Raw genomic sequence first — 18,230 nt, 5'->3', positions numbered from 1 at the left:
CCTTTTTTTATAATCTTTCAATTGTATTATTGATTCACAGGAGTTGGTGTATATTGATCAACCACCCCAGGAAAGTTTTCATTTGATGCAGATTCAGTCTGTGGATATAGGAATCTCTGCGGTATCACAGTAGTACCTGTACCCTTAATCGGAACATTAATCATATTATCCGTTCTTCTAACATCACTATAAGTTGGTAATCCAATTACAGAGCAATATTTCTCTAGCATGATTTCCATCATCAAAGAACTATTAGTGGATGATCCATCATATAATTCACCACCCGGTTGGAAATCAGCAATAACATATGCGTCATATTGAGATGAAAACATTGCAGCATGACTAGCTCTTACTGCATTAAGTGCATTAAGTGCAGCAGTGTTATTTGAACCAATTGAGGTTTCAGCAATGATCAATTGCACCTCTTCATAGGAAACTACTGGGAAATTAGTATCAATACCAGCAAATCCACCTAAAGAAGTATTCAAATCTTCACCATTAGTAGCAACATAATATGCATATCTGCCACTTTCATCTGTTTTAGAATTGCCCTTATATTCAGCAGCTGTGCTATTCAATAATTTGGACATATAACTAAAATCCAATGAGCCTAGAACTTTCAGGTAATCTTGCCTTTGCTCTACCTGGAACTGATAAAATAAGTTTTCAGCATAGTTCGTGGTTGTATGAACGATCTCCCAGTCATTTGCTTTTGAAGTAAAGTTAGCAGCCTGAGCTGCACTCAAAGCGTCTGCATTATTACCCAAAGCAAGTAAATACCTAGCTCTTAGTGCATTAGCAATTTGAGCCCAGCTTGACGAAGTATTAAAAACATTGTTATCCGCAGAAGAAGTACCAGCTAGAGTGGCCCCTTCCTGCAACAATGACACAACTGAGTTCAATACTGTCACTTGGCTTTCAAATTCAGGATCAAGGAAGTCAGGATTATTTACCTGACTAAAAGGAATATCCCCAAATAGCAATGCGGCTTCACCAAAAAAGTAAGCTTCAAGTATTTGAGCTTGTCCTTCTAATTGAGCATTTCCGAGATCTTGTGCTTTTTGCTTTGCAATCTGTGCCTGAGAAATTCCTCTTTGAAAAAGATCTTCCCAAATCTCATCATAATCCGTCTGCAAAGTACTATAAATGTTAAGTGTTCCATATTGGCGGTCAAAACCACCAAACTGATCCGTAAACATTGTTGCTAACCTAGTCGGATGTGCTTCTGCAATTGCTACCACATTCAAGTTCGCGTGATTCAAAACAAGGTTAAGTGGCGCATCTGTAAAGTTATTGGGATCATTATTCAGACCCTCAACAACATCTTCACATGATTGAAAACCAATCATAAGAAGTATTATAAATGAATATATAATTCTTTTCATATCTAATGTCATTTAATCTTTTAGAATCGAGCTCTTAGGTTAAACAAATAGCTTTGAGTTGCAGGATTCGTGAAGTAATCCAACCCTCTACCTCTAGAAGCCCCAGTCAAGTTAACTTCAGGATCAATTCCTGGGAAGTCTGTGATAATAATCAGGTTACGTCCAGAAACGCCAACCTCTATCTCTTGCATTCCAAGCTTACCAGCTATGTTTGAAGGAAGCATGTACGAAAGGCTAACCTCTCTAAGTTTCGTCCAAGATGCATCTCTAACGAATTGCTCATCAAGTGATCCAAACCCACCACCGTCAGTTCTATACCATCCTTCTTCCAAGGCAACAGGTCCGCCACCAAAGTCACCAACGCTTCCTCTAAATGTAGCACCTTGAGCTATTGTACCTCCTGTGTAAGTTGGAAGTTCAACCGGAGCAACGGACTCAACAGCTGTCTCTGGAGCAATTCCAAAGTAGTGAAGAACGCCCCATGTACCAGCCCACATATCATTACCTTGACTTGTTTCAAACATAAATGAGAATTTCAATCCTTTATATGCAGCAGATGCTCCTAATGAGCCTCTCCAATCAGGGTTAGGATCACCAATTACACCTTGCTCATCGTCAATTACCGGGAATCCGGATGCATCTGTCTCTATTGATCCATCTGCATTTCTAGCATATCTACCTCCATAAATTGCGCCAAATGGAGCACCTTCAACGACTGATGAAGAAGTGCTTGTAAATCCATTCAGGATAATTCTACTAACATTCGGAAGCTTCTCTACGATGTTTTTATAACGGGTAAACGTTCCGAACACATTAATATCCAAACCATTTCCGGTAACGTAGTTATAATTCCAATCGATTTCGATTCCTTTATTACTGATCTCAGCAGCATTTTGCCATGCAGAAGAATAACCAGAACTAGCAGGAGTTTCGATTTCCATGATCGCATCAGTGGTTACCCTATCATAGTAAGTAAATCCAACACTTAACTTGTCATTTAATACTCTGAAATCTGTTCCAACTTCCCACTCAGTTACAGTTTCTCTTGTAAGATTTGGATTACCCTGAACAGCACCTCTTCTAACTGTACCTCCGTAGTTTGCACCATCTAGATAATCCCCCCATCCTTCTGAACCAGCAGTTGATGAAAAGAATATGTCCCGGTTGATATATAGCTGAGGCTCAATACCTACCTGTCCCCAGTTAGCTCTTAGTTTTGCAAATGATAAGAAACCATCATTACCCAAAAGCTTATTGGTAAGAATATATCCAGCAGAAACACTTGGGTAGAAGTTGATGTCTGTAAGTGTGGTACTTCTTTCCAATCTTCCGGTTGTTTCTAACAATAAATCTTCAGCTATTGTGAAGTTCATTGTATAGTATCCAGCATTTTTCTTGTTTAAGCTATTATACTCTTCCCCAAGAATATTGTCATTTGTAGCGTTTGTTATAAGTTGCTTGCTAGGATCTGTATTCAAGAATACATTCGTTGAAGTACTTAACCTTCCGTAACTTGTTGACTCAACCATATAGCCAGCAATCCAATTGAAAGATACTGATGATCCCAGCTCATTATCGCCACTTAAGAAAATGTTAAAGTTCTCCGTTTTCTCATTTCTATCATCCCTGTAGTAACCTCCTCTGGTAAAATCACCGGCAGAATTTACTTGATAGTAAGTTCTTCTTTTATCAAACCAGAAATCAACACCATACCTTGCTGTAATTGACATATTATCCAATATCTTAACATTCATCTCCGGAGTAAAAATTACTCGGTCAGTTCTGTTCGGGTTAAGGTTATTATTGATTGTCCATCCAGGGTTGTTATAGATAGCAGCCCCTTGTCCAATTTGTCTGGACCTATAAGATCTATGACTTCTAGGTACCCCAACGGCATCATTTGGACCGGTGTAATAAGTACCACTATAATCCGTATTATTAAAATCCGGAGCAGTTCTTAAATAACCAAGGTATAATCCATTCAGGTTAGAACCTGTTTGAATTCTATTAGATTCAGTATTTACATAAGAAGCATTAATTCTTCCACTTACCCGATCACTGAATTGTCTTGAATGATTCAAGCGCAATGAATTTCTGGTGTAATCGGATAGTCCGTTGATTATCCCTTTTTGATCCAATCTATTAATACCAAAATAAGTATTGCTTTGATCTGAACCTACATAGCTTACTCCTAAGGAATAATTAGCTGTAGAACCATCTCTCAAAACCTGATTTCTATTTACATCGTTGTAAACTTCTCGAGAGTTTTTAGTAGTAATGGGATAATAGGTCGTTCCTGTTTGGTCACCAACAAAATAAGCCCCAGTAGTATTTACTGCGTCTGCACCTCCTGCTCTATCTGCGATTTTATCACCCCATGATAGTCCAGAGGCTCCATCACTCCATACTCCGCCAGCACCTTGACCATAAAGACCTTGCTTTTCATGCTCTCTACTAATCTTATCAATTGACCAAGAAGCATCAAAATCAACCGCAAAGTTTCCTCCGTCTACACGTCCTTTCTTTGTTTTGATTACAAGAACACCATTTGCTGCGGCTGTGCCCCAAACTGCTGCGGCAGCTGCACCTTTCAATACAGTCATACTTTCAATGTCAGAAGCTGCAAGGTCATTCAAACGAGATTGCTGAACAACTCCAGCAGTATTACCGCCATATGAGCTGTTTGACATTGGAACGCCATCAACAATAATTAAAGGACCAGTAGATCCATTAATAGTGTTTTGGCCTCTAATTTGAATCCAAGCACCTGCTCCCGGATCACCAGTATTTTGCGTAATTAATACACCTGATGATTTTCCAGCAAGGCCTTGAATCAGCCCAGCCTCTCCAGATCTTTCAACAGCATCAGTTTTCACAATACTTGCTGAACTAATGTCATTGTCTTTTTTCTTGGAGATACCCAGGGCAGTCACAACTACTTCTTGTAGTTCTGTTGCACCGCTCATTTCTAAATCTATTGTAGTTCTCGAACCGACAGAAACTTCCCGTGCTTCAAATCCTACATAAGAAAAAATAAGTGTTGCACCATCTTCGACGGAAATTCGATAATTTCCATCCAAATCTGTTGTAACACCAGTTGTTGTGCCTTTAATCACAACATTCACTCCAGGTAACGCTTCACCCGAATCATCGGTGACCTTACCCGAAACTGTTCTTTGAGCTATCAAACATGAGATAGCCATAAAGAACAAAGTAGTAAGTAGTAAAATCCTCTTCATACTTTACTTTGTTTGGTTAAAATTTAAGTTTCTAAAAAGATTAAATTTATATTAAATCATCCCTTTAATCAAAGAAATCTTTCTTTCCATTAAACTTTATTTCACCATCTATACCAAGATTATCAACTTGAATAGCGTATAAACCTCTTAAACGAACTAATAATTTCCACTATCCGGTTACATTTGTAGCTTTAAAAAAGCTCTCATGGTAAAATCCCCAAACCTGGAAAATCTTAAAAAAATCTGCTCCAAAGTGTGACGTGATAGAGTCCGGATGGTACATATCCTAAATTCGGGACATTCAGGGGGGCACTTGGTTGAACCGAATATTTCGTAGAGCTTTACAATTACATTATGAAACATGAACTTCCCTTCACCTTTAAAACAGATGAGGATAAGTCAGTTCATGCAGCCTTATTGCATTTACGGCCGTTAACTTAGCCGCATAATCAAAATTCACTCTATTGCATTTCCGTATTTGATACTATCTGTAAGGCTCCCCTAATCCGAAGCAGTAATAAAAAAATATAGTTTCTTCTTTTAATTACTCGTCCTTCATAAAGCCTGGCAGGCTCCTTTCGCAATTCTAATATCACAAACTACTAATTAAACCATTAGCTTAGATAATTCCTAAAGTCCAAACTGTGTGTCATAAGATTATGAGCCATTACAGTAGGGAAATTAGAAGAACATACATCCTTCTAATTCAATTATTTTGCCTGTTTCAAGTAAATCTTTTGAGTAATTTTTTTCAGAAGGATGGAAAATGAATGTTTCACCGTCAGGACTTGAAAAATGAAGTAAGCCATCAATTACTTCATAGGTATAACTTTTAACATATTGAACTTCTTTACTAGAGCCATAATAATAATAGTCAAACGACAGAATATCCCACTGATCTTGTTTGATTTCTACCTTCCATTTTTTTCCATCGTATGTTGTTTCACTTAATTTCCATCCGTCACAATATGAAGTAACACTATCTATATTGAAGAAGGATATAAAATATTCAGTGCTAAAAAAGTTTGAAAATTTTATGTCTGAAAACTCGCTATAATAATTCTCCGAATCTGCCCAGATGGTCCCATCATACTTGCGTAAAAATCGACAAAACTTAGATCCCCAACCCCCAGAACAGTATATCCTTCTCGGGTCTAGATCTGGATATTGTACTCCATTTGCATCCGTTGCAATATCCTGCCCCTTATACTTTTCGGACAGGTCAGGCCCATATTGCTCTCTGTCGCTTTCCATACAAGAAAACAAACCAAAGAACAAAAACAGTAGAAGTAATTTTTTCATTTAGGGTCTTTAAATCAATACAAAATTCAGGTAAAATATTAATAGTAAATGTAAGACTCCCCTGATCGAAGCAGTAGTAAAGGTAGTTCCTTCCTTTAATTGCTCGTCCATCTTAAAGCTTGGCAGGCTCCTTCCCCGCGCTACTTATTGAATAAGACACGCAGTTTATTGTCTAAAGATCATTTGGCCTGACATTCTTATAGTCCCACATCCAGTGCTGTGTTTGATCTCTGACCTTCTTGATGCAATGAATTCTTTCGCAAACATTACATTTGCAGCTTTAAAAAAATCTTCCGTATGCCAAATTCCCCTAACCTGGAAAATCTCAAAAAAATCTGTTCACAAGTGAGGCGTGATATCGTCCGAATGGTGCACGCTGTAAATTCGGGACATCCGGGTGGCTCTCTTGGGTGTACCGAATATTTCGTCGCTCTTTATAATCACATCATGAAATATGACCCTTCATTTAACATGGAGGGAAAGAATGAAGATGTGTTTTTCCTGTCAAATGGTCATATTTCTCCTGTTTTTTACAGCACATTGGCTCATGCAGGCTTTTTTGATGTGTCAGAGCTAGCTACTTTTAGAAAAATTGGTTCCCGTCTACAAGGGCACCCGGCCACTGAAGAAGGGCTACCCGGAATAAGGATTGCCTCCGGATCCCTTGGTCAAGGGCTATCCGCTGCTATTGGAGTGGCATTGGCAAAAAAACTAAATGGTGACGACCGAAATGTCTTTGTCTTAATGGGTGATGGTGAGCAGCAAGAAGGACAAATTTGGGAAGCGGCCATGTTTGCAGCGCACAATAAGGTAGATAACCTAATTGCTACCATCGATTGCAATGGCCAGCAAATTGACGGCCCAATCGAAGACATAAACTCTTTGGGAAATTTGAGGGCTAAATATGAATCTTTTGGGTGGATGGTTTTAGCATGTGATGGTAACAATCTCGAAGAACTCATTAAAACATTGGAAGAAGCAAGATCAAATTCTGGTAACGGCAAGCCCGTAATCATACTAATGACCACCGAGATGGGTAAAGGCGTTGATTTCATGGAAGGTACTCATAAATGGCACGGAGTTGCGCCAAATGATGAACAGCTTGCTGACGCCCTGAGCCAACTAAAAGAAACTTTAGGAGATTACTAAACCAGATCAGACAAACGTTAATGAAAACTAAACTTACTTATACCGACAAAAAAGACACTCGTTCTGGATTTGGAGATGGCCTTTTAGAAGCTGCGAAGAAAAACCCAAATATTGTTGGCCTTTGTGCAGACCTAACCGGGTCACTTAAAATGAATGCATTTCAAAAAGAGTTTCCTGAACGTTTCTTTCAGGTAGGCATTGCAGAAGCCAACATGATGGGGATTGCCGCCGGACTGGCAACAGCCGGAAAGATTCCTTTCACCGGAACGTTTGCCAACTTCTCAACCAGCAGAGTTTATGACCAACTGAGACAATCCATTGCTTATTCAGAGAAAAATGTGAAGGTATGTGCGTCGCATGCCGGCCTGACTTTAGGTGAAGATGGAGCGACCCATCAAGTGTTGGAAGATATAGGGATGACTAAAATGCTACCCAACTTCACAGTGATTAACCCATGCGATTATCACCAAACCAAAGCAGCAACAATGGCCATCGCAGATCATCAAGGGCCTGTTTATCTAAGATTTGGAAGGCCAAGCTGGCCAATGTTCATGGATGGACAACCATTTGAAATTGGCAAAGCAATTAATCTCATTAAAGGAACCGATGTGTCCATTTTTGCTACCGGGCACATGGTTTGGAGGGCTATAGAAGCGGAAGCCATCCTTGCTCAGGAAGGTATTTCGGCTGAGATAGTGAATATACATACCATTAAACCTTTGGATGAGCAGGCAATTTTAAAATCAATCGCCAAGACCGGTTGTGCGGTTTCAGCTGAAGAGCACCAAATGGCAGGAGGACTAGGTGATAGCATTGCACAGACGATTGTCAAAAACCAACTGGTACCACAGGAATTTGTTGCAGTGAATGACCAGTTTGGGGAAAGCGGTAAACCAGCAGATTTGCTTGATAAATATGGTTTGAGTGTAAACGATATCGTTGAAAAAGCGAAAAAAGCAATTAAAAGAAAAGGATAAAATATCAAAACGCACTTTTTAATAGAAGCCGGGTCATAAATTGTCTCGGCTTTTTTTGTCATGCATCTTTGCAACATGCCTTCACAAAGACAACTGTTTTTAAATCACTTAGCCCAAACCTCAGAAGCACCATTGATGCTTGAAATGACATCCGCTGAAGGTATCTATATGACAGATGTGAATGGGAAAAAATACATCGACTTAATTTCGGGAATTGGGGTTTCCAATGTCGGTCATCGACATCCCAAAGTAGTGCAATCCATCAAAGATCAGGTAGATAAACACCTACATGTAATGGTGTATGGGGAGTTTGTGCAATCCCCACAGGTAAAACTTGCCGAAGCACTTACAAAAACACTCCCCGAAAATCTTAATTCAGTATATCTGGTTAATTCAGGTAGTGAAGCAGTTGAGGGTGCAATGAAACTATCGAAGAGATTTACTGGGAGGTCTCAAATAATTGCATGTCATGATGCCTATCATGGCTCTTCTCATGGGGCATTGTCTTTAACCGGAAGTGAATCGTTTAAGCGCAATTATCGACCACTTCTTCCGGGTATTTCACACATCCAATTTGGTGATAATGATGCTCTTTCAATGATTACCAATGAGACTGCAGCATTTGTGGTAGAAACAGTTCAGGGAGAAGCCGGCGTGCAGCAAGCTGATGTTGAATATTGGAAAGCTGTGAGGAAAAGATGCACTGAAACCGGAACACTTCTGGTTCTGGATGAAATCCAATGTGGATTCGGTCGCACAGGAAAATTCTGGGCTTTTGAGCATTATAAAATTAAACCAGACGTGCTTGTAAGTGCCAAAGGTATGGGTGGCGGCATGCCGATCGGCTGCTTTATCTCAAGCAAAGAAATCATGCATGTTTTCACCAACAATCCGGTTTTGGGTCACATTTCCACCTTCGGTGGCCATCCGGTCTCTTCAGCTGCTTCCCTTGCAACATTGAACGTAATTCAGGAAGAACATCTATTGAACGATGTTTCAGAAAAAGAACAACTCTTTCATCTGGAATTAAAACATCCAAAAATCAAAGCAATACGGAGTAAAGGATTAATGATGGCGGTGGAATTCGATTCCTATGAAGTTTTAAAACCAATCATTGATAAAGCCATCGAATTAGGCGTTGTTACTGATTGGTTCTTATTCAACGACCGTTCCATGCGAATAGCCCCACCACTGATAATAACGGAAGAAGAAATAAAAAAAGCCTGCAAAATTATTCTACAGGCTATTGATGAAGGTTGAAGTTGTTAGATCAATTGTTTTAAATCAAGAGTAAAGGTTTGCTCGTCTCCCATTTGGTTTACTACGATTTCCACCTCTTCATTTTCTTGCTCCAATATTTTTCTCAGTTCAGGTAAAGTGTATTCTTCTACTGCTTTTCCATTCACTTTTATTACTTCAGCATCTGTTTTGATACCAGCAATTTCCGCAGGACTTGCATCATATACCCTATGCACCAAAACCTTGCTCATATCGTTGCTGAGTTGAAGGTACATTCCACTGGCATTTACACTAAATGCATCTTCAAACCCCTGATTCTTTTCAAAGTGAATTTTCCTTTTAGAATAGTCAAATGTGATGTTAAAGCGCTTCAAAACCTTATTGCCCAAAATCCCTGCTACTTTTTTATTATTTTGAATCCCATGTTTGGCAGTGCTTATTCCAATAGGCATTTTTTCGAAATCAAAGCTTCCAAAACCAAAGTTCATTACGCGTCCTTCATAATGTATTGTTTCATCATCACTTAGTCCTGCTACCGGGTATGAGAAGTGCTCACCAGTTCGCTCAATAATATCATTTTTATCCGCATATCGGGTGTTAAAGTCCAAAGTAGTTCCTGCCCCGGTATTGATAAAAAATTCCCCTTCCAAAACTCCTCCATCATTTAGCGTCACTTCTCCTTCAATGTGAGGAATGTAGTTATCTAACTTAAATTCAAAACTTTCTCCAGATCCATCATGGTCATAAGCACCTTGCTCATAAAGTTCAAACATCCCATTATCATAATCTAACCTCACAACAAAATGATGCAACAAATCATACCCAATAATCCCATCAATATTCTTTCCAATGCTCATTTCCAGGTGTCGCAAACTGGTAGCATACAATTGAATGTCCTTCTCCAGATCAATTCCATTCAAGGTAATGATATTATGATCAATGAGTGCTCCTTTCACAGCCCCTTGTGCGCTTGTCTTGGTTGAAGAATGGTGGAGGTTAAGTCCTAGCTCAATCGCCACATCCAGATCAATTACCGGAAGTCCATCACCAGTATCAAAAATAAAATCCAGTGGTTCAGACCCATCTACACTCAATTGGATGAAGATGTGATCCCCAAACAGTTGCATTTTCGTAGTTGTAATGGGAGTCTGGCTTTGAGCGAAAACGAGTGAGATAATAAATACGATAAAAAGAAATTTTTTCATTGTGAAAGGAGTCTAATTAATTTCAAGTCAATTTAGAGATTTCTAAAGAAATCAGTTGATAAAAACACAACACACATAATATGCAAATGATAGAAAAAGTAAGTGCGGCAGTCAAATTTTTAAAAGAAAAAGGGTTTGATAATCCTGAGGTTGGTATCATTTTAGGAACAGGATTAGGTGCACTTACAGATGAGATTGAAATTCAGCATGAATTTGTGTATGCAAACATCCCGCACTTCCCTATCGCTACAGTAGAATTTCACAAAGGCAAATTGATTTATGGAACGCTTGAAGGTAAAAAGGTTGTCGCTATGCAGGGAAGGTTTCATTACTACGAAGGTCATAGCATGGGTCAGATTGTATTCCCTGTAAGGGTGATGCAAATGCTGGGCATTAAGAAACTAATAATTTCAAATGCGGGCGGCAGTATGAACCTGGAATGGAAAAAAGGTGAATTGATGCTAATTGAAGATCACATCAATCTACAACCTGACAACCCTTTAAGGGGACATGAAGCTACAGCTTTCGGTCAGATTTTTACTGATATGAGTCAGCCATATGACCTTGAAATGAATCAAAAACTAGTGACCACTGCTAAAGAAAATGGAATCAAATTGAACAAAGGAGTTTATGTCTCTGTGACTGGTCCTAGTTTGGAAACTAAAGCTGAGTATCGATTTCTAAGGATGATTGGAGCTGATGTTGTTGGTATGAGTACGGTTCCTGAAGTTATAGCTGCAAATCAAATGGGATTACCAGTTTCAGCTATTTCAGTACTGACAGATGAATGTGATCCGGATAATCTTCACCCAATTGATATTGAAGACATCATTGCTACAGCAAAAGCTGCAGAGAAAGATTTGGTGATTCTTCTAAAAGACCTCATAAAGAAACTATAGACTTCCCAAGTCAGATTATAGTGATATTTCTTCATTGTTTTTGGCTAGCTTTTTTTCTAGCTCGCCAATATAAGGATCTGCTTTGCTGATGGTTTCTGGAAATGGCCAAAATTCATCCAAATCAATTACAGAATAATTGACCTCTATACCTTTTGCTTCATACATTTCCATATGAGCGGCTCTATACAATCTAAATCGTGAGGCGATCAAAAGGCCAAATATCGAAAGAACTAAAATGAATCTTATGTTCATGATTGTGGTGATAAGGTTTAGCTAAGATATGAGGCTTTAACATCAAAGTAAATCCCCTAAAAGTGGTATTTTATTTATCAAATGATAATAAATCACTAATAACGCTACCCTTTTTCGGGTATTTTTAGCTGAATTTGATCTATCCATACATCTCTTCTCACCGAATGTGTTTAATCTCGAACTGCTATATCATTCAAACATTTATAGGAGCTATCTAAGGATAGTTGGTTGGGTCCGGCTCTTGCTTCTTGCAAGTCGGACCTTTTTGGTTATAACTATCAATACAGAATGTCGTAAAACTTTGCATGCTCAACCTATCGCTGAATACCTACGCTCATCTTGTTTTCATGCAACATATAAAAGAGCCTCCAAAAGAAGTGACGCTTTCGAATGCCTTGAAAATGAAAAAATTCATTGCGATGGAATTGATCATTATGTCAATTATCCCACTTTTAGCAGAATTGATGGCCAATGGAATAGATATTTAAAAGCAGGATTATCTGTATCTTTTCAGTATGAAATCAAGGAATGCAAATCTACTATTATTGGTTTTTTTTGCGCTTGCAATAAACTCCTGCTTGAAGCCTGACCCAAATGTAAATGAAGAGACAGGTGCCGATGAACTGACTGCTCTTGAAGTTGATAATCCGATTAAAAAGCTAGAAATGGAATATGAAGACGTCATTTATGTCCCTATCTATTCCGACATCTACTTTGATGCAAATAATCAGAAAACCCTCCTTGCTGCGACTCTTAGCATCCGAAATACAAGTAGTACGGACTCTATCTTCATATCAAAAATTGATTACTTCAATACTACTGGTGATTTGGTAAGAACCTACTTGACCAATCAAATAAGCCTTCCTCCTATGGCAACCATAAATTATGTAATAGAACGGGAAGATGATGCTGGAGGATCCGGGGCAAATTTCATCGTAAAGCTGAGTGCTAAAAGCACAAACGTTCGGCCACTGATACAAGCAGTCATGGTTGGACAAAACGGCAATAAAGGGTTTGCCTTTTCCACGGATGGCTACTCACTAAAATAAAAGAGTAACATTCTTAAAGAATGTTACTCTTTCTTTAAGGTTTTGATTACTTACTTGAAAGCAGGAATTCCAGTAATTTCTGCTCCTAAGATCAACAAATGAATATCATGAGTTCCTTCATAGGTCACCACGGACTCCAGGTTCATCATGTGGCGCATCATTGGGTATTCACCAGTAATACCCATACCACCGTGTATTTGACGTGCCTCTCTGGCAATATTCAGAGCCACTTCCACACTATTGCGTTTTGCCATAGATATCTGTGATGTAGATGCCTTGCCTTCATCCATCATCTTCCCAAGTTTCCAATTAAGTAATTGTGCTTTTGTAATCTCAGTTAACATTTCTGAAAGTTTCTTCTGAGTAAGCTGAAACCCCCCGATTGGCTTCCCGAATTGCTCTCTTTCCAAGGAGTATCTTTTGGCTGAATCATAGCAATCCATTGCTGCACCTATTGCTCCCCATGCAATGCCAAACCTTGCTTTATCCAGGCAACCCATAGGTGCGCCCAAGCCACTTTTACCCGGAAGAAGGTTTTCCTTTGGAACCTTTACATCACTGAATACAAGTTCTCCTGTACAAGAAGCTCTCAATGACCATTTGCCATGCGTTTCCGGTGTGGTGAACCCTTCCATTCCTCTCTCTACAATCAAACCATGAATTCTGCCTTCCTCATTTTTCGCCCAAACTACAGCTATATCAGCGTAGGGTGAATTGGAAATCCACATCTTTGCTCCGTTGAGCAGGTAATGATCCCCCATATCCTTGAAATGAGTTTCCATCCCACTTGGATTGGACCCATGATTAGGCTCGGTCAATCCAAAACAGCCCAGCATTTCACCTGAAGCAAGTTTGGGGAGATATTTTTTTCTTTGCTCTTCAGAGCCGTACGCATAAATCGGGTACATCACCAACGATCCTTGCACAGAAGCTGTTGATCGCATTCCTGAATCCCCACGCTCAATTTCCTGCATGATCAATCCATAGGAAATGTAATCCAATCCTCCTCCTCCATATTCTGCTGGAACAGTCGGACCAAATGCGCCAACTTCACCAAATTTCTTTACAATCTCCTGTGGGAAGTGGTTCTTCTCAGCCCATCCTTCGATGTAAGGAGTTATTTCTTTCTTTACAAAGTCCCTGACCGATGATCGGATCAACTTATGCTCATCCGTTAGCAAATCATCCAGGGCGTAAAAGTCCGGGGATTCAAATTCGTCTACAAAGTTTCGTTTTTCTGCACTCATCAGAGGATAGGGTTTTTTATATCAGTTGTTAAAATTTTGAGCCAAATTTACAACCATAAAACGCAACAAAAACAACTACGATGGGCGAAAAGAAGATCGATGAAAATATTCTACAACAACTAAACAAGCTGGAGGAAAAATATGAGGCGATGGGGCAGGATTTGTCTAGTTATTTAGATGGTTTGCTCTATTCGGACTACCTCACCTATTGGGACTATATCCACCTGGATACACTCTTAAGCTTACAATCTCCGAGGACCGCCATTCCAGACGAGAAAATTTTCATCCTCTATCACCAGGTTACCGAGCTTTATTTTAGAATGATCCTCAATGAGATGGAGCAGGCAACTTTTACCGACCCGATAGATGAAGAACTCTTTCAAAAGCGTTTAAAGAGGATAAATCGCTACCTGGATCACTTAATTGATTCTTTTGATGTGATGACTGACGGAATGGATCAGGACCAGTTCCTTGCATTCCGTATGGCCCTCCTTCCCGCCAGCGGTTTTCAGTCTGCGCAGTATCGAAAGTTGGAGATTCTCTCCACCGATTTTAAAAACCTGCTGAACCTTGAGAAAAGAGAGGAATTGAAGAACGTAAATGAAATCCCGGAACTTTATGAGTCGCTGTATTGGAAAGCCGGAGCTACAGAGTTGGCAACCGGAAAAAAAACATTGACCCTGAAGCAGTTTGAGTCGAAATACGGCAAAGAGTTTATAGAACTGGGAGAAAACGTAAAAGAATGCAATCTCCTACAGAAATATAAAGATCATTATGAGGGGAATGAGGATATCATTTCAGAAATGAAAAAATTAGACCAAAAGGCCAATGTGGATTGGCCATTACAACACTTAAAATCAGCCACCCGATACCTCCAACGTGACCCTGAAGTAATCAAAGCATCCGGAGGGACCAATTGGCAGAAATATCTTCCTCCAAGAAGGCAAAGAATTATTTTTTATCCTGAGCTGTGGACGCAGGAAGAAATGCAGGAGTGGGGTCAGAAATTTAAAAGGGTATTATCCAGCACGCATGCATAGACTGGGTGGCTATATCGCCATCTTCCTTGCTGCTACCAATCTATTGTTAGCACAAATCAAGCAAGGAAAAAACTACTTTGATGCAGATAGTACCAAAATACAGGAAGTCTATCATTACTCACTGAAAGATTCTTCTCTCCAAGGTCCCTACGAATCTTTCTACCTGAATGGATCATTAAAAACCTATGGCTGGTACAAAAAAGACAAAGCTGATAGTGTTTGGAACTATTATTATGAAAACGGCAGAAAGAAAGCTGAAGGACGATTCAAGAAGGGAGTTCCGAACGGGAAATGGAAGTATTTCTATGAAAATGGAAACATTAAATCTGAAGGTATTTTAAATGGAAACTCCAAGGAAGGTCAGTGGAAGTTTTACTATGAAACAGGTGGGGAAAAGAGCAATGGAAATTATAAAAAAGATAGTAAAATCGGTATTTGGAACTATTTCTATGAAGACGGTTCAATAAAAGCGCAATCTATTATTGAAAACAGGACAGGAACCTATACAGAGTTTTACCCATCGGGTTCTCGTCGAATGGAAGGAAAAAATGTAGACGAAAAAAGTGAGGGTGAATGGATCTATTACTATGAAACCGGGGAGATTGAAGCGATTGGAGGTTTTGAAGATGGGTTGAAATCAGGTGAATGGACTTATTATCATAAAAATGGTGAAAGAGCAGCCAAAGGAACCTACCGGAATGGATCTAGATATGGCGATTGGCAATATTTTCATGAAAATGGTCAGATCAGCCAATCCGGTAAAGTCATCAATGACAACAAGGACGGATACTGGAAGCTTTATTATCCTACGGGTGAGGTGATGGGTGAAGCCCAATATGATGAAGGAAGCGGAATATTTAATGAGTACTATCCCAGCGGGAGTCAAAAATCCAAAGGTCAAATCTTAGATAGCAAAAAGTCTGGAAAGTGGCACTACTATAGTGAAAAAGGGCATTTGGAGGGTGAGGCCGATCTACAGGAAGGTGAAGGTAAGTACATCGGATACTATCCTGATGGAACCATTAAAATGCAGGGACAAATAAAAGATGATAAACGAGTTGGTGAATGGATCTTGTACAACCCGGACGGCACTACCGCGGGCACTTATCGTCCCATTTATGAAAACGAAAAACCTATTTTCAAAACCAGGATCACCAGCGATGAAATTGACAAGGAATCCCTTGATAAACCTAACTATCACCCTGAAAAAAGAGGTCTAAGATATTTTCTTCCTCGGGTCAATGAATATAAGGGAATCATAATAGGTTCAAATCCAATCTGGCTTGCAGATGACCAATTGCCGTTCGCTTTGGAATATTACATTCAGGAGCGTTTGGGTTACGAGATTCAATTCGATATGCTTCGGTCACCCTTTTTCACACCGGACAGTGATATTAGTGATTATCAGGTGTATCGGAGGGGTGCCAAAGTCCATTTCAGACAAAAGTTTTACCATGCTGATTCCAAGCTTGGAATGTTCTATTTTGGTCATGAGGTCAACTTTAAGTACCTAAATAATCAGGTAAATCATACAGACACTCTTATCATACAAATGCCGAGGAGGTTTGGTAACCTCGTAGAGACATCATACGGTTATGGGCTATTTGTGGGTAATAGGTGGATGAAAGATCCGGGCTCTTCCGGGCTTACCATCGACGCTTTTTTAGGTGTAGGTGTTTCGGCAAGGTCTTTCAAAAAACAATATGAACCTATTCAGGTCTTAGACAATTACTTTGATCAGGAAATTAAATCCTCCGTTCATTTCCCTATCATTTTTGGACTGAACATTGGGTTTGCATTGACAAAAAGTAAAAGCAAGACGCAATGAGCAAAAAAACTGTTATCATGGGAGCCACTACTAACCCCGCCAGATATGCCTATCTGGCTGCAGAAAGACTCAAAGCTCACAACCATGAAATCGTACCTATTGGGATCAAGAAAGGACAAGTGTTTGGAGCAGATATCTTAGATATTCGAACAATGCCTCATGATAAAGGAATCCATACAGTGACCATGTACATTGGACCCCAAAATCAAAATGAGTGGGAAGATTATATCATTTCTCTCGAACCAAAAAGAATCATATTTAATCCAGGCTCGGAAAACCCTTCACTTGCACAAAAAGCTTCCACAAAAGGAATTGAAGTGCTTAATGCCTGCACACTGGTAATGCTTGGAAATGGTCTATTCTAATGAATAGGAATTGGACGCTCCTCTCTGTGCCTGTGTAGGTGTAAATCCATATGGTGATACAAGCTCAAGCGAAAAATGTGGCGCTTTTCATAGTGATAGGGAGATCCTTTATGACGATAAGAAAACATGTAACCGCCTTGCACTTGAAACTGCTCACTTAGATTGTAACCAAGACCAACAAACGCTCGATTATCCTCTAAATGGTTATATACGATCGACTCCCCTGCCTGAATAAATATCTCATTGTAGGATGAAATGAAAAGCGTGTGATTTTCAAATGCCGGTTTATTTAATGGCACATATAAAGTCAGTTTGTACCTAAAACGATGTGTTAGTTCAAATGGCGAGTCTTTCACATAGTCCCTACGCCATCGTTGCTCTGTACGTAATTGGTGAAAAACCTTAATATGCTCAAATGGAGTTGCCAACACTGCTTGTTGCCAAAAACGATATTGCGGCACAATGTTATCAACGTTTGGGTCTTCAGGGTTTGGTGCCCAATAAAATGGAAGCACCAGCCCCGCAGTGAAATCCAAATATGTGGTGATGGTGTATGTAGCTCCGAATCTCAGGTAGATTTGAGCCATATCCTCAAAACCATTTTTTCTTCTTATATGATACTCACCATAGTAAGCCCACTTTTCATTGAAGTGGTACTTGGTATAAAAGCCCAACCAAACGCCATCTGAAGTACTGATTTGCTTTTCTTGCGGAAGTGGTGGCGATTGAGAAAAAAGTGAGGTGGTAGAAAGGAGACATACCAACGTAGTGACCCTAAAAATGTGATTCATATCCATAGCGGTTAGGTCGCTCCAAAATTGAACTATTTAAAGGAGAAAATTTAATTTTTGGGGATAAAATAATTGCCCTACGCGTTTTGTCTCGCTAAAAATCAGAATGAAGGCTCGATTAAAAATGTTGATTTTTAATTGATTTGAAAACGTCAATTTAAAGCATCAAAAACCTCTCAAGATCGAGATATTTTTAGTACTTTTGACCTTTGAAAAATACTTCATTTTAAACACTTGAGAGGCACTTGAAAAATATTCGGAAT

At 39.4% G+C, this 18,230-nt stretch carries 16 protein-coding genes; 9 read left to right on the top strand and 7 right to left on the bottom strand.

All coding sequences use genetic code 11. The features are described from left to right. Nucleotides 1-26: 26 nt before the first annotated feature. The 3 genes from RIC88_RS12640 to RIC88_RS12630 form a co-directional block, all read right to left on the bottom strand. Nucleotides 27-1,385: a SusD/RagB family nutrient-binding outer membrane lipoprotein gene (locus tag RIC88_RS12640; RefSeq protein WP_350217897.1), complete on the bottom strand. Its 1,359-nt coding sequence runs from the start codon at nucleotides 1,383-1,385 to the stop codon at nucleotides 27-29. A 20-nt stretch (nucleotides 1,386-1,405) separates the two neighbouring features. Then, a complete protein-coding gene (locus RIC88_RS12635) occupies nucleotides 1,406-4,624 on the bottom strand; it encodes a SusC/RagA family TonB-linked outer membrane protein (protein ID WP_350217896.1) in 3,219 nt (1,072 codons plus the stop codon). A 681-nt stretch (nucleotides 4,625-5,305) separates the two neighbouring features. Further along, a complete protein-coding gene (locus RIC88_RS12630) occupies nucleotides 5,306-5,926 on the bottom strand; it encodes a hypothetical protein (RefSeq protein WP_350217895.1) in 621 nt (206 codons plus the stop codon). 297 nt (nucleotides 5,927-6,223) lie between these two features. On the opposite strand from RIC88_RS12630, the gene RIC88_RS12625 reads away from it, so the two are divergent. The 3 genes from RIC88_RS12625 to RIC88_RS12615 all read left to right on the top strand — a co-directional run bounded on the left by RIC88_RS12625 (nucleotide 6,224) and on the right by RIC88_RS12615 (nucleotide 9,312). Next, nucleotides 6,224-7,075: a transketolase gene (locus tag RIC88_RS12625; RefSeq protein WP_350217894.1), complete on the top strand. Its 852-nt coding sequence runs from the start codon at nucleotides 6,224-6,226 to the stop codon at nucleotides 7,073-7,075. A gap of 20 nt (nucleotides 7,076-7,095) precedes the next feature. Beyond that, complete coding sequence (locus RIC88_RS12620; protein WP_350217893.1) at nucleotides 7,096-8,052, top strand: transketolase family protein; 957 nt, start codon at nucleotides 7,096-7,098, stop codon at nucleotides 8,050-8,052. A gap of 75 nt (nucleotides 8,053-8,127) precedes the next feature. Beyond that, nucleotides 8,128-9,312: an aspartate aminotransferase family protein gene (locus RIC88_RS12615; protein ID WP_350217892.1), complete on the top strand. Its 1,185-nt coding sequence runs from the start codon at nucleotides 8,128-8,130 to the stop codon at nucleotides 9,310-9,312. A gap of 5 nt (nucleotides 9,313-9,317) precedes the next feature. On the opposite strand, the gene RIC88_RS12610 is transcribed toward RIC88_RS12615, so the two are convergent. Next, nucleotides 9,318-10,496 carry an aspartyl protease family protein gene (locus tag RIC88_RS12610; RefSeq protein WP_350217891.1) on the bottom strand — a complete coding sequence of 393 codons (1,179 nt, stop codon included), beginning with the start codon at nucleotides 10,494-10,496 and terminating at the stop codon, nucleotides 9,318-9,320. An 86-nt stretch (nucleotides 10,497-10,582) separates the two neighbouring features. On the opposite strand from RIC88_RS12610, the gene RIC88_RS12605 reads away from it, so the two are divergent. Continuing rightward, nucleotides 10,583-11,395: a purine-nucleoside phosphorylase gene (locus RIC88_RS12605; protein ID WP_350217890.1), complete on the top strand. Its 813-nt coding sequence runs from the start codon at nucleotides 10,583-10,585 to the stop codon at nucleotides 11,393-11,395. Nucleotides 11,396-11,410: 15 nt separating this feature from the next. On the opposite strand, the gene RIC88_RS12600 is transcribed toward RIC88_RS12605, so the two are convergent. Beyond that, entirely contained in the window at nucleotides 11,411-11,647 is a 237-nt protein-coding gene (locus RIC88_RS12600; protein WP_350217889.1) for a hypothetical protein, read from the bottom strand. Nucleotides 11,648-11,952: 305 nt separating this feature from the next. Between RIC88_RS12600 and RIC88_RS12595 the strand changes: the two genes are divergently transcribed. Together RIC88_RS12595 and RIC88_RS12590 are read left to right on the top strand one after the other, a co-directional pair. Then, nucleotides 11,953-12,135: a hypothetical protein gene (locus tag RIC88_RS12595; protein WP_350217888.1), complete on the top strand. Its 183-nt coding sequence runs from the start codon at nucleotides 11,953-11,955 to the stop codon at nucleotides 12,133-12,135. A gap of 27 nt (nucleotides 12,136-12,162) precedes the next feature. After that, nucleotides 12,163-12,696, top strand: a complete 534-nt coding sequence (locus tag RIC88_RS12590) for a DUF3124 domain-containing protein (protein ID WP_350217887.1) — start codon at nucleotides 12,163-12,165, stop codon at nucleotides 12,694-12,696. A gap of 50 nt (nucleotides 12,697-12,746) precedes the next feature. Here the strand turns inward: RIC88_RS12590 and RIC88_RS12585 are convergent, their stop codons facing one another. After that, on the bottom strand, nucleotides 12,747-13,943 hold the full coding sequence (locus RIC88_RS12585; RefSeq protein WP_350217886.1) for an acyl-CoA dehydrogenase family protein: 1,197 nt from the start codon (nucleotides 13,941-13,943) through the stop codon (nucleotides 12,747-12,749). Between the two features lie 80 nt (nucleotides 13,944-14,023). Between RIC88_RS12585 and RIC88_RS12580 the strand changes: the two genes are divergently transcribed. The 3 genes from RIC88_RS12580 to RIC88_RS12570 are packed head-to-tail and all read left to right on the top strand — an operon-like array spanning nucleotide 14,024 to nucleotide 17,176. Beyond that, the gene (locus RIC88_RS12580) at nucleotides 14,024-14,983 is read left to right on the top strand and encodes a tryptophan 2,3-dioxygenase family protein (protein WP_350217885.1); all 960 of its coding nucleotides are present in this window, start codon (nucleotides 14,024-14,026) and stop codon (nucleotides 14,981-14,983) included. Further along, entirely contained in the window at nucleotides 14,976-16,811 is a 1,836-nt protein-coding gene (locus RIC88_RS12575; protein WP_350217884.1) for a toxin-antitoxin system YwqK family antitoxin, read from the top strand. The genes RIC88_RS12580 and RIC88_RS12575 overlap by 8 nt, the downstream gene beginning before the upstream one ends. After that, nucleotides 16,808-17,176, top strand: a complete 369-nt coding sequence (locus RIC88_RS12570) for a CoA-binding protein (RefSeq protein ID WP_350217883.1) — start codon at nucleotides 16,808-16,810, stop codon at nucleotides 17,174-17,176. The genes RIC88_RS12575 and RIC88_RS12570 overlap by 4 nt, the downstream gene beginning before the upstream one ends. Here the strand turns inward: RIC88_RS12570 and RIC88_RS12565 are convergent. Continuing rightward, nucleotides 17,173-17,967: a DUF2490 domain-containing protein gene (locus RIC88_RS12565; protein ID WP_350217882.1), complete on the bottom strand. Its 795-nt coding sequence runs from the start codon at nucleotides 17,965-17,967 to the stop codon at nucleotides 17,173-17,175. The two genes, RIC88_RS12570 and RIC88_RS12565, sit on opposite strands and share 4 nt — an antisense overlap. Between the last annotated feature and the right edge of the window lie 263 nt (nucleotides 17,968-18,230).

This window comes from Ekhidna sp., assembly GCF_040220215.1.
In the GTDB taxonomy this organism is placed as follows: Bacteria; Bacteroidota; Bacteroidia; order Cytophagales; family Cyclobacteriaceae; genus Ekhidna.
This window is presented reverse-complemented; position numbering and strand designations above follow the sequence as displayed.